This is a genomic window from Brachybacterium paraconglomeratum (assembly GCF_003994255.1).
In the GTDB taxonomy this organism is placed as follows: Bacteria; Actinomycetota; Actinomycetes; order Actinomycetales; family Dermabacteraceae; genus Brachybacterium; species Brachybacterium conglomeratum.
On the sequence record NZ_ML133856.1, the window covers coordinates 190,614 to 202,054 of the forward strand.

At 73.5% G+C, this 11,441-nt stretch carries 10 protein-coding genes; 4 read left to right on the forward strand and 6 right to left on the reverse strand.

The genetic code is table 11. The features are described from left to right. Positions 1 to 135: 135 nt before the first annotated feature. The gene (locus DS079_RS11215) at positions 136 to 726 is read left to right on the forward strand and encodes a 4'-phosphopantetheinyl transferase family protein (protein WP_206516162.1); all 591 of its coding nucleotides are present in this window, start codon (positions 136 to 138) and stop codon (positions 724 to 726) included. 13 nt (positions 727 to 739) lie between these two features. Here the strand turns inward: DS079_RS11215 and DS079_RS11220 are convergent, their stop codons facing one another. Together DS079_RS11220 and DS079_RS11225 are read right to left on the reverse strand one after the other, a co-directional pair. Further along, positions 740 to 2,104 carry a M1 family metallopeptidase gene (locus DS079_RS11220; protein WP_126987706.1) on the reverse strand — a complete coding sequence of 455 codons (1,365 nt, stop codon included), beginning with the start codon at positions 2,102 to 2,104 and terminating at the stop codon, positions 740 to 742. After that, positions 2,101 to 6,069, reverse strand: coding sequence for a Pls/PosA family non-ribosomal peptide synthetase (locus DS079_RS11225; RefSeq protein ID WP_126987709.1), 3,969 nt, complete (start codon positions 6,067 to 6,069; stop codon positions 2,101 to 2,103). The genes DS079_RS11220 and DS079_RS11225 overlap by 4 nt, the downstream gene beginning before the upstream one ends. Positions 6,070 to 6,511: 442 nt before the next feature. On the opposite strand from DS079_RS11225, the gene DS079_RS11230 reads away from it, so the two are divergent. Both DS079_RS11230 and DS079_RS11235 read left to right on the forward strand, forming a co-directional pair. After that, positions 6,512 to 6,796 carry a GlsB/YeaQ/YmgE family stress response membrane protein gene (locus tag DS079_RS11230; protein WP_126987712.1) on the forward strand — a complete coding sequence of 95 codons (285 nt, stop codon included), beginning with the start codon at positions 6,512 to 6,514 and terminating at the stop codon, positions 6,794 to 6,796. Between the two features lie 125 nt (positions 6,797 to 6,921). Next, on the forward strand, positions 6,922 to 7,263 hold the full coding sequence (locus DS079_RS11235; RefSeq protein ID WP_126987715.1) for a hypothetical protein: 342 nt from the start codon (positions 6,922 to 6,924) through the stop codon (positions 7,261 to 7,263). Between the two features lie 19 nt (positions 7,264 to 7,282). Here the strand turns inward: DS079_RS11235 and DS079_RS11240 are convergent, their stop codons facing one another. Next, positions 7,283 to 7,936 carry an IMPACT family protein gene (locus tag DS079_RS11240; RefSeq protein ID WP_126987718.1) on the reverse strand — a complete coding sequence of 218 codons (654 nt, stop codon included), beginning with the start codon at positions 7,934 to 7,936 and terminating at the stop codon, positions 7,283 to 7,285. Positions 7,937 to 8,086: 150 nt separating this feature from the next. Between DS079_RS11240 and DS079_RS11245 the strand changes: the two genes are divergently transcribed. Beyond that, positions 8,087 to 8,776: a hypothetical protein gene (locus DS079_RS11245; RefSeq protein WP_241237627.1), complete on the forward strand. Its 690-nt coding sequence runs from the start codon at positions 8,087 to 8,089 to the stop codon at positions 8,774 to 8,776. A gap of 166 nt (positions 8,777 to 8,942) precedes the next feature. On the opposite strand, the gene DS079_RS11250 is transcribed toward DS079_RS11245, so the two are convergent. From DS079_RS11250 to ectA, 3 genes are all read right to left on the reverse strand, one after another. Then, entirely contained in the window at positions 8,943 to 9,335 is a 393-nt protein-coding gene (locus tag DS079_RS11250) for an ectoine synthase (protein ID WP_062947514.1), read from the reverse strand. A 210-nt stretch (positions 9,336 to 9,545) separates the two neighbouring features. Beyond that, complete coding sequence (gene ectB / locus DS079_RS11255; RefSeq protein WP_010550449.1) at positions 9,546 to 10,868, reverse strand: diaminobutyrate--2-oxoglutarate transaminase; 1,323 nt, start codon at positions 10,866 to 10,868, stop codon at positions 9,546 to 9,548. 94 nt (positions 10,869 to 10,962) lie between these two features. After that, positions 10,963 to 11,403, reverse strand: a complete 441-nt coding sequence (gene ectA, locus DS079_RS11260; protein ID WP_241237628.1) for a diaminobutyrate acetyltransferase — start codon at positions 11,401 to 11,403, stop codon at positions 10,963 to 10,965. Positions 11,404 to 11,441: the final 38 nt, after the last annotated feature.

Sequence of the window (11,441 nt, forward strand, 5' to 3'; positions counted from 1 at the left end):
GGCCCTGTTCCGGGCCGTCGATCCGCGTCGGCGAGGCCTCGCGATCGTGCACGACCCGATCGCGGTGCGGGAGGACCCGGTGACGACCTGGCGCTGGCTCGTGCCGCTGGAGTCCGCGCCCGACCGGTACGTGCCGTGAGCGCCGGTCTCCCCACCGACACGCTGCGTCTGCATCCCGTCACGGCCGACGCCGACCGGGCCCTCGCCGCCCACGTCGCCGACGTGGTGGGCGTGCAGCCCGACGAGATCCGGGTGGGACGGCACTGCCCGGCCTGCGGCGCGGTCTCCCACGGCCGGCCCTGGGCGCGGGTCGTGGGCACAGCCGACAGGGGCACGGGAAACTGGGGCAGGGCGGACGGGCGGGCGGCCGCAGGGCGAGGCGCTGCCACGAGCCCGCGTCCGGTGCTCGGCGTGAGCCTCTCCCGCTCGGGCCCGCATCTGCTCACCGCCGTGCGCGTCGGCGGCGGGATCGGGGTGGACCTCGAAGAGATCGCGGCGGTCGACCGCGGCTGGGACCCCGCCCTCGTGCTGCACCCGGCGGAGGCCGGCCAGGACCGCACCGCCGAGGGCCGGGCCCTGATCTGGGCCGGCAAGGAGGCGGTGCTCAAGCTCCTCGGCACCGGGCTGCGCACCCCGATGTCCGAGGTGCGCCTCGCGGAGCACGATCTGCGCGAGGCCGGGGCGCCGGCAGGGTTCGTGGCGCAGGTGGCGCTGGCGCAGGAGTGACCGCGCCCCGCCGTCAACTGCGAGGGAACAGAGACCGCAGCCCGCGATGGGTGGGCTCGCGGGAGACCGGCTGATCGGTGAGGTCCGGCAGCTCCTCGTCGTGGAGCCACGCGGCGAACAGGTCCGTGAGGTCCTCGCCGCTCTCGCGCGCGGCGTGCTCCTCGAACATCTCGGTGGTCACCGAGCCGCCGAGGTTCTGCGCCAGCCACGACCGGATCAGCGAGAAGAACGTCTCGTCGCCCACGCGGCGGCGCAGGGCGTGCAGGGCCAGGGCGCCGCGCTTGTACAGCCGGTCGTCGAACATCAGCTCCGGACCGGGATCGGCCACCAGCAGGTCCTCGGGCAGCTCCGCGAGCGCCGCATGGTGGCGGCGGGTCTCCTCCTCGACGGTGGAGCGGCCGGTCTCCTCCGCCCACAGCCACTCGCTGTAGCAGGCGAAGCCCTCGTGCAGCCAGATGTCCTGCCACCGCTCCAGGGTCACGGCGTTGCCGAACCACTGATGGGACAGCTCATGGGCGATCAGCCGCTCCGCCTCCCAGTCCTCGGCCAGGTGGTTGCGGCCGAAGGTGGACAGCGCCTGCGACTCCAGCGGGATCTCCAGCTCGTCCTCGGTGATCACCGCGGTGTAGGAGGGGAAGGGGTAGGGGCCGTACAGGCGCGTGAACAGCTCGAGCATCTCGGGCTGCCGGGCGAAGCCCGGCGCGAGCTCCTTCGCGCCCACCCCGGCGGGCACCAGGGAGCGCACCGGCACGGATGCCCCGCGATGCGGCACCTCGGTGTACCGGCCGATCTGGACCGTGGCGAGATAGGTCGGCATCGGCACGTCCTGGCGGTAGCTCCAGGTGGTGGCGTTGCCCTTGCGGCGCTTGCCCTCCAGCTCGCCGGAGACGGCGACGTGATAGGCGGGGTTCGCGGCCAGGCTGATCTCGTAGACGGCCTTGTCGTCGGGGCGGTCGTTGCAGGGGAACCAGGAGGGGGCGCCGTGCGGCTGGGCGGCGACGATCACCCCGTCCTCCAGCTCCTCCCAGCCGGTCGGCCCGTGCAGGCGCGAGCGGACCGGGCGCGGCTTGCCGCCGTAGCGCACCTCGATCGTCGCCTCCTGCCCCGCGGTGAACGAGGACTTCAGGGTGAGGTCGCCTCCGTGGTGGCTGTGCTTGACCGGCTTCCCGTCGAGCTTCACGGAGGAGACCTGCAGGCCGTAGAGGTCCAGGTGCAGGGCGCCTGTGTCCTCGTGCACCTGACAGCTCAGGGTCGCGGTGCCGTCCAGGCGGTTCGTCTCGACCTTGTAGGCGAGGTCGAGCGCGTACCGCCGTACGGAGTAGGAGGCGTCGCCGTGCCCCGGGAGATAGGGGTCGCTGCCCGGTCGGGTGATGCTCATGCGCGCTCCTCCACGTGCTCGCGCTCGCGCGCGTCGTCCTCGTCGTCGTGCTCATCGGCGGTGCCGTTCAGCGGGGCGTCGTCGTCGGCCCAGGGGCCGATCGGGTTGCCGGTCCAGCGGGTCCCGGGCGGCACGCGCTCGCCGCGCATCACCAGGGACACGGGGCCGACGGTCGCATGGCGGTCGATCTCCGCGGCGGGCAGGATCACGCTGCCCGGCCCCAGGGTCGCACCCTCGCCGAGGGCCACGGTGTCCATGCTCAGCACGCGGTCCTGGAACAGGTGGGTCTGGACCACGCAGCCGCGGTTCACGGTCGCGCCGTCGCCGAGGGTGACCAGGTCCGTCTCCGGCAGCCAGTACGAGTCGCACCACACGCCCGCGCCGACCTTCGCGCCCAGCGCCCGCAGCCACAGGTTCAGCGCCACGGTGCCGGCGGTCGAGGTCGCGAACCACGGCGCGGCGAGCACCTCGGTGAAGGTGTCGGCGAGCTCGGAGCGCCACACGTAGGCGGTGAACAGGGCGTGCTCGCCCGGGCGGTGCCGGCCGATGATCAGCCACTTCGCGATCACGGTGATCGTCGCGGCGACGATGCCGGCCAGCAGCAGCACGACCCCGCCGAGCAGGACGGCGAGCAGGATCCCGAGACCGCCGCGCAGCAGCAGCGCGTACACCGCGCCCCAGACCGCCACCGGCAGCAGCAGCGCGATCAGCAGCGGCACCAGGCGCGCGGTCTCGACCAGGCCGCGCTGGACCAGCAGGTGCTTCGGAGGGTCGTAGGTGAGGGCGGAGTCGTGCTCCTCCTCGGCGCGGCGCAGCGTCCTCGGCGGGGAGCCGAGATAGGAGGTGCCGGACTTCGCGGACTTGCGGCGCGGGGCGGCGGAGAGCACCGCGACCAGGGACTGCTTGGGCACCTTGCGGCCCGCGGCGAGCATGCCGGAGTTGCCGACGAAGGCGCGCTTGCCGACCTTCACCCGCTCCACGCGGATCCAGCCGCCGCCGAGCTCGTAGGGACCCACCAGCGTGTCGTCGGCGAGGAAGGAGTGGTCGCCGACGGTGACGAGGCTCGGGATGAGCAGGGCGGTGGAGATCTCCGAGCCGCGGCCGACCTTCGCACCGAGCATCCGCATCCACATCGGGGTGAGCCCGCCGGCGTACAGCGGGAACAGCCAGGTGCGGGCCTCGTCCAGCAGGCGCAGCGTCGCCCAGATCGACACGCCGGCCGCGGAGCGCATCGGGTGGTGGCCGGGGGAGATGGCGAGGGCGAGCAGGCGGGTGAGCACCAGCACCGCGAGCGCCACGGCCGCGAAGCCGGCGAGCGCCGCGAGCGGCAGCCACGGCAGGGCCGCGAGCACGGCCTGCCCGAAGGTGTCCGCGCCGCGCAGGGCGGGGAGCAGCACGGCCCCGCCCACCAGCACGCCGAGGCCGGGCAGCGCGGCGATCAGCAGCGACAGCGCCCCGTAGACGATCTCCCACTGCGGCCTGCGCGGCGGCGCCTCGTCGGACCAGGGGCCGCGGGCAGCGGCGCGCCGGGCGGCGGGGGAGCCGGACCAGAACTTGCCGGCCGGCACCTTCCCGAGCACGGCCGAGCCGGGCGCGACTTCGGCGTCCTTCCCGATGCGGGCACCGGGGCCGAGGGTGCTGCGGGCGCCGATGCGGGCCCGCTTCCCGATGCGGACGGGGCCGATGCGCAGCACGTCCCCGTCGATCCAGTAGCCGGCCAGGTCCACCTCGGGCTCGATCGAGGCGCCGTCCCCGATCTCGAGCATCCCGGTGACGGGCGGCAGGGCATGCAGGTCCGCGCCCTTGCCCAGCTTCACGCCGAGCAGCCGTGCGTACCAGGGGAACCACACGGCGCCGGAGAGGGAGTTCGCCCCGAGCTCGTCCTGGACGTGCTCGGCGATCCACAGCGTGAGATGCACCCTCCCGCCGCGAGGATGGGTGCCGGGGGTGACGCCGCGCAGCAGCAGCCGGGCGAGGAGGGCGGCGAGGGCCATCCGTCCCGGGGGCAGGACGAGCACGATCGCCATCGGGATCACCAGCCACAGCGGGAAGGCGATGATCCACGGCACGTCCGTGACCGCGGCGAGCACGGTGGAGACGAGCATCAGCCAGGTGATGCCGCGCAGCGCGGCGAGGCCGCGCAGCGGCAGCAGCGCCAGCAGCTGGGCGAGCTGGGTGCGGCGGCGCAGCGGGGCGACGGTCCGGTCGCTGCGCACCGCGGTGGAGCCCATCGCGTCCAGGTGCGCGGCGAGCGCTGCGACGGAGGACTGCTGGTAGACGTCGCCGACGGTCAGCTCGGGATGCTGCTCGCGCAGCCGGCTGACCACCTGCGCGGCGGTGAGGGAGCCGCCGCCGAGGTCGAAGAAGTCGTCCCCCACGGAGGTGACCTCGGCGCCGAGCACGTCGGCCCAGATCTCCGCGATCCAGGCGGCGGTGCCGGAGAGCTCGGCGCTGCGCTCCGAGGAGCCGGGCAGCGGCCAGGGCAGCGCGTCGCGGTCGATCTTGCCGGAGGTGCGGGTGGGGAGGTCCTCGACCACGGCCAGGCGCGGCACGAGCGCGGCGGGCATCCGCCGGCGCAGCAGGCCGCGGGCGATCTCGGCGTCGTAGGAATCGTCGACGGTCAGGTAGCCGACCAGGAGCTTGTTGCCCGAACGGCTGGAGCGCACGGCGGTCGCGGCGCCGACCACGCCGGGCAGGCGCAGCAGCTGGTCGTCGATCTCGCCGAGCTCGATGCGGCGCCCGCCGAGCTTGATCTGGTCGTCGGCGCGGCCGGCGAAGAGGAGCCCGTCGGGGTCGTTGACCACGATGTCGCCGGAGCGGTAGGCGCGCTCCCAGCCGAGCGTGGGCATGGGCGCGTACTTCTCGGCGTCCTTGGCGGGGTCGAGATAGCGGGCCAGGCCCACCCCGCCGATGATCAGCTCGCCGCTCTCGCCGGGGGCGACGGGGCTCCCCTCGCCGTCCACGACGGCGAGGTCCCAGCCGGCCAGGGGCAGGCCGATCCGCACCGGCGCGGTGCCGTCGAGCATCGCGCCGCAGGCGACGACGGTCGCCTCGGTGGGGCCGTAGGTGTTCCACACCTCGCGGCCGGGTGCCTGGAGGCGGGCGGCGAGCTCGGGCGGGCAGGCCTCACCGCCCACGATCAGCAGCCGCACCTCGCGCAGCGCCGAGTCGGGCCAGAGGGAGACGAGGGTGGGTACGGTGGAGACCACCGTGATCCGGTTCGCCTCGAGCCAGGGGCCGACGTCCACGCCGGAGCGCACCAGCGAGCGCGGCGCCGGCACCAGGCAGGCGCCGTACGCCCAGGCCAGCCACATCTCCTCGCAGCTCGCGTCGAAGGCGACGGACAGTCCCGCCATCACCCGGTCGCCCGGCCCGATCGGCGCCGACTGCAGGAACATCCGCGACTCCGCCTCGACGAAGGCGGCGGCGCTGCGGTGGGAGACGGCGACGCCCTTGGGTCTGCCGGTGGAGCCGGAGGTGAAGATGACCCAGGCATCGTCCTCGGGGGAGGGGTCCCGCGGCGCGGCGGACGCACCGGCGGGGACCTGTGCGGTCCCGGCCCCGGTGGGGGTGATGACGAGGCCGTCGCCGATCACGGCGAGGGCGGCCGACTCCTCGAAGACGACGCGGGCGCGCTCGTCGGGGTCGTCGGCGTCGACCGGGACGTAGGCCGCACCCGCCAGCAGGATCCCGAGGATCGCGACGTACAGGTCGGTGGTGCCGGAGCTGATCCGCACCCCGATCTTCGTGCCGGGCCCGGTGCCGATCGCGGCGAGCCGGCCGGCGACCTCGGAGGCGGCCTCGGCGAGCGCGGTGTAGGAGAGGACCTCGGCGCCCGCGTGGACGGCGGGCGCGTCGCCGTGCGCCTCCACGACGCGGCGGAAGATCGCGACGAGCGTGCTGGGCGCCGGGGCGCGGTCCCCGGCGAGGAGCGCAGGGAGGAGGGCGGGGTGAGGGTCTGTCACGCCCTGATTGTCCCCTACCGACCTGTCGGACCGGGGGACGTGACCAGGCGGGGCGAGGAGACCTCGGGTGCCCTGTGACCCGCGTGGACGAGGTGACTCGCACGCATCGCCCCTGTTCGCGACCGGTCCTGTCCCGGCGCCGTCGCGCGCTCGCCCCGGTCCCGCCTCGGCGTCGTTCCCGCGCTGTTCCCCGTCCGTTCCCGCCGTGATCCCGCGGTGTTCCCTCTCCGATCCCGCAACGCTCCCTCTGCGGAGGGGCGGACGCGCGCGGACCAGCGGAGGGGCCGAGCGGCAGGGGACGATTCATGGGAGGCGGCCGGACCGGGAAGGCAGTACCGGATCAACGCTCCGACCGATGGGTCGGTCGCGAATGCCGGGACATGAACGCACAGAGCGTTACATTGGATACGCACACCCTTCCCCGATCTCAAGGAGTTTCACCATGGGACTCATCGGTCTGATCATCTCCTGGCTGATCATCGGCGCGATCATCGGGCTCCTCGCCCGCGCCGTCATGCCCGGCAAGCAGGGCATGGGCATTGGCAAGACCATCGTCCTCGGCGTCATCGGCGCGATCGTCGGCGGCTTCATCGGCAGCCTCTTCGGCGGCGACGGCATCTCGGGAATCATGAGCAACCCGTGGAGCATCGGCACGATCCTGCTCGCCGTGATCGGCGCGATCGTCGTCATGGTGATCTACGGACTCGCGACCAAGAACCGCGTCTGATCCCTGGGGGCGCGGCCTGTCCGCGCCCTACCTCCGCCGCGCCGTCCCGGGAACCCGGGGCGGCGCGGCGCCGTTCGTGGAGGGGAACGCTGGAAATCCCCGCACCGATGGGCGAGGCTGAGGGCATGACCTCCACCGACCCACAGGCCACCGCATCCCCGCTGATCACCGCCGATCTCGCACGCGCCGGTCGCGCTCTCGCCCAGGTCTCCGCCGCCGTGATTGCGGCGCGCACGGGGCTGGAGGCCGAGGACGTCCGCGCCTTCGAGCGAGGCGTCCAGGATCTCGACGAGGAGCGGAGCCGTGTGCTGCGCGCGGGCCTCGAGCAGCTCGGCGTCGAGTTCCTCCCGGCCGACGACGAGGCCGGCGTCGGCTACGGCGTGCGCCAGAAGTTCAACCCCCGCACCGTCAAGCGCATCGAGAACTGGGAGAACGAGGGCGGCCCCGCGCTCGAGGACGACATCTGAGCCGCCCGGCGGGAGGTCGTCACAGTGGCACGTCGGCCGTGCGACGGCCGGTGACCTCCACCGTGCGTCGCCCCGCGGACCAGCGGGCCGTGTCCTCGCGCAGGTCCTCGAGGTCCGAGGGGTCCACGAGCACGGTGAGCAGCGCCGCGCGCGCCCCGTACGCGGTGGGCTCGACCGCCGCGCCGCGGGATGCGGCCCAGACACGCACGGCGTTCTCCGCGATCCCCGCCTCGGCCGGCGGCACCTCGATCCGCGCCTCCAGCAGCTCCGTGCGCCGCAGCAGCGTCGCCGCGGCGACGGCCCGCTCGACGCCGGCGGTGTAGGCGCGCACCAGCCCGCCCGCCCCGAGCTTCACCCCGCCGAAGTAGCGGATCACGACCGCGAAGACGTCCACCAGGTCCGCGTGCAGCAGCGACTGCAGCATCGGCATGCCCGCAGTGCCGGAGGGCTCCCCGTCGTCGTTGCTGCGATGGACCTCGGCCCGCTCGGCCGTCTCCTCGAGCACGAGGGCGGTGCAGTGGTGGCGGGCACCGGGATGCTCGGCGCGGGCGGCGCGCAGCAGGGCGTCGGCCTGCCCGACCTCGCTCACCCGGTGCAGCCGGGTGAGGAAGCGGGACTTCTTCTCCACCAGCTCGGTCTCGACATCGGCGGCGAGGACGAGGGGAGCGGACATGCAGGCGAGTCTAGGCGTGCCGGCCGCGGCAGGTGCCTGTCGGATGTGCCTGCCGGCCGCGGCGTCCGCCGGATAGCCTGTCGGTGTCGTCGGGGGTCGGCATCCGCTCCTCGTGACCGTCCCACTGCGCGATCCCTCCAGGAGCACCCCGTGACTCAGCCGCCCTCATCCTCCGGCCCGCTCGCCCCGCCGCCCAGCGGCGGGTGGAACCACCCCGGCCCGCAGCCCGGGAGCGGATGGGGACAGGCCGGTGCGCAGCCCGGCGGCGGCATGCCCCCGGCCGGCGGCGGCGCGCCCCAGCCCGGCGGCTGGAACCAGCCCGCGGCCGCTCCGGCGAAGAAGCCGTCGAAGGCGCCCAAGGTCCTGATCATCCTCGGCGCCGTGATCATCGGGCTCAGCCTCGTGATCGGGATCGTGACGGCCGTGATCGGGTTCGGGCAGGTCGCCGGTGGCGCCGAGAAGTACCAGATCCTCGAGAGTGGCTCCGGCACCTACACCGCCGAGGCCGACGAGACGGTGCAGCTGTACGCCGAGGAGGGCACACCCGCTCCGCAGTGCACGATCGACGGACCCGCGGTCGGCGAGGGCACCATCCAGACCAGCGGCTTCGGCAACGAGGGGCGGGAGTGGGTCTCCTTCGACTCCTTCACCGCGGAGGAGGCCGGCGACTACACGATCGACTGCGGCGGCACGCCCGTGATGGTCGGCCCGCCCGTCTCGATCGGCGGCATCTTCGCAGGCCTCGGCGGGATCCTCCTGGCCATCGGCGGCGGCGTGCTCGGCTTCCTGCTGCTGATGGTCGGCGTGATCATCCTGCTCGTGCGCCGCGGCCGCGACTGAGCCGGACCGGCGCGCCCGCACAGCACCGACGCGTCCGATGCGGACGCCCGCCCAGCGGCCCACGGCCGCCGAGGCCGCGCCCCGGGATGCACGACGGGCCCGGCAGGAGCATCGCTCCTGCCGGGCCCGTCGGCCGTCCAGCCCAGGGGCTGCGCGGGCGGGACGCTCAGGCGTCCTCGGTGATCAGCGGGTACACGCCGTTCTCGTCGTGCACCTCGCGCCCGGTCACGGGCGGGTTGAACACGCACACGCACTTGATCTCGGTGCGGGGGCGCACCTTGTGCTTGTCGTGGTCGTTGAGCAGGTACAGCGTGCCGGGGGCCAGCTCGTGGATCTCACCGGTGGCGAGGTCCTCGATGGTGCCCTCGCCCTGCGTGATGAAGACGGCCTCGATGTGGTTGGCGTACCAGAAGAAGCTCTCGGTGCCGGCGTAGAGGGTGGTCTCGTGGACGGAGAAGCCCACGCCCTCCTTGGCCAGGATGATGCGCTTGGAGCGCCAGTTCTCCGACTTGATGTCGGCGTCGGTGTCCTCGACCTCGGCGAGAGTGCGAACGAGCATGTTTCGTGGTCCTTCCGGTGGGATCTTCTGGTCGTGGTCCGCGGGCGCGCAGGGCGACCCGCGGGCGTCGGCCCGACGCGCGAGGCGACGGGCCGACGGGGAGCGGGGCCGAGGCGGCCGCGCGCGGGACCGTCGGACCCGGGGTCTTCGGGGACCCCGGGCCTCCGGGCCCCGACGCTTCGGGCTCGAGGTGCCTCGGGCGGTGGCGCCTCAGGCGGCGGCGAGGGCCTCGTCGACGGCGGCCTCGATGATGTCCAGGCCCTTCTCGAGCAGCTCCTCGGGGATGGTGAGCGCGGGCAGCAGCTTCACGACCTCGTCGGAGGGGCCGGAGGTCTCCACCAGCAGGCCCTCCTCGAAGGCGCGCGCGGCGATCGCGCCGGCGATCTCGCCGGAGGGCATCTGCAGGCCGCGGGCGAGACCGCGGCCCTTGACCACGAGCTCGTGGTCGGCGTGGCGGGCGGCGATCCGGTTGAAGCGCGACTCGACGTAGGCGCCCTTGGCCTCGGTGGACCGCTGCAGCTCGTCATCGCTCCAGAACAGCTCGATGGCCTTGGTGGCGGTGGCGAAGGCGGGGCCGAAGCCGCGGAAGGTGCCGTTGTGCTCGCCGGGCTCCCAGATGTCCAGCTCGGGCTTGATCAGGGTGAGCGCGAGCGGGTGGCCGTAGCCGCTGATCGACTTCGACAGGGTGACCATGTCGGGCTCGATCCCGGCCTCCTCGAAGCTGAAGAAGCCGCCGGTGCGGCCGCAGCCCATCTGGATGTCGTCGACGATCAGCAGGATCTCGTGCTCCTTGCACAGGTCCGCGAGGCCCCGCAGCCACTCGGCGCGGGCGGCGTTGATGCCGCCCTCGCCCTGCACCGTCTCGACGATCACGGCGGCGGGCTTGTTCAGCCCGGAGCCGCCGTCGGTGAGCAGGCGCTCCAGGTACATGAAGTCGGGGACGACCTGGCCGAAGTAGTCGTCGAAGGGCATCGGGGTGGAGTGCACCAGCGGGATGCCGGCGCCGCCGCGCTTCATCGAGTTGCCGGTGACGGACAGCGCGCCGAGGGTCATGCCGTGGAAGCCGTTGGTGAAGCTCACGACGGACTCGCGCCCGGTGACCTTGCGGGCCAGCTTCAGCGCGGCCTCGACCGCGTTGGTGCCGCCGGGGCCGGGGAAGGCGACCTTGTAGTCCAGGCCGCGGGGCTTCAGGATCTTCTCGTCGAAGGTCTGCAGGAACTCGCGGCGCACGTCGGTGAACATGTCCAGGCCGTGCACCACGCGGTCCTCGAGGTAGTGGTCGATGACGACCTTCTTGAGCTCGGGGTGGTTGTGGCCGTAGTTCAGGGTGCCGGCGCCGGCGAAGAAGTCGATGTACTCCGTGCCGTCCTCGGCGGTCAGCACGGAGCCCTTGGCGTGGGTGAACACGGCGGGCCAGCCGCGGGAGTAGGAGCGGACGCCGGACTCGAGCTCGGTCGGGTCGGCGACAGGGGCGCCGGCCTGGTCGGCCGGCTGGGGCTTCGCGGTGGTCTCGGTCGGGGCGGTCGTGGTCATGCCATCTCCTCGGGTGGGGTGGTGCGGTGGTCTGCGGAGGGCAGGAGGGCGCGCGGAGGCGCCCCTGCCCGGTGGTGGGGCACGGGTGGGGAGCTCAGCTCCCGGCGTGCAGGGGGCTGATCGTGTGGAGCAGCTCCGCGCCGTGGCCGGCGTCCGGGAAGTGCTCCTCGGTGATCAGCTCGGTGATCTCCTCGCTCGCGCCGTGACGGCGGGCGAAGGAGGCGAAGAGCCGCTGCGAGGCGGTGTTCTCCTCCGTGATGGTGGTCTCGAGCCGCCTCACCTGCGGGAGGTCCTCGAGCAGGGCGTCGAGCATCCGGCCGGCGACCTGCTTGCCGCGCTGGGAGGCGTCCACCGCGATCTGCCAGACGAAGAGCGTCTCGGGTGCGGCGGGACGGAGGTACCCGAGCACGAAGCCCACGCCCTCCCCGTCCCGCACGGCGAGGCGGGAGGTGGCCGCGAAGTCGCGGGCCAGCAGGAGGTAGGCGTAGGAGGTGTTCAGGTCGAGCGTGCCGCTGTCGCGGGCCAGGCGCCACATGGCGGCGCCGTCGGCCAGGGACGGAGGCCGGATCTGAA

Excerpts from the sequence above, each read along its gene's own strand:
- DS079_RS11220 (WP_126987706.1), bottom strand. The coding sequence starts at position 2,104 with ATGAGCATCACCCGACCGGGCAGCGACCCCTATCTCCCGGGGCACGGC.
- DS079_RS11230 (WP_126987712.1), top strand. The coding sequence starts at position 6,512 with ATGGGACTCATCGGTCTGATCATCTCCTGGCTGATCATCGGCGCGATC.
- DS079_RS11235 (WP_126987715.1), top strand. The coding sequence starts at position 6,922 with ATGACCTCCACCGACCCACAGGCCACCGCATCCCCGCTGATCACCGCC.
- DS079_RS11240 (WP_126987718.1), bottom strand. The coding sequence starts at position 7,936 with ATGTCCGCTCCCCTCGTCCTCGCCGCCGATGTCGAGACCGAGCTGGTG.
- DS079_RS11250 (WP_062947514.1), bottom strand. The coding sequence starts at position 9,335 with ATGCTCGTTCGCACTCTCGCCGAGGTCGAGGACACCGACGCCGACATC.
- ectB (WP_010550449.1), bottom strand. The coding sequence starts at position 10,868 with ATGACCACGACCGCCCCGACCGAGACCACCGCGAAGCCCCAGCCGGCC.
- ectA (WP_241237628.1), bottom strand. The coding sequence starts at position 11,403 with ATGTGGCGCCTGGCCCGCGACAGCGGCACGCTCGACCTGAACACCTCC.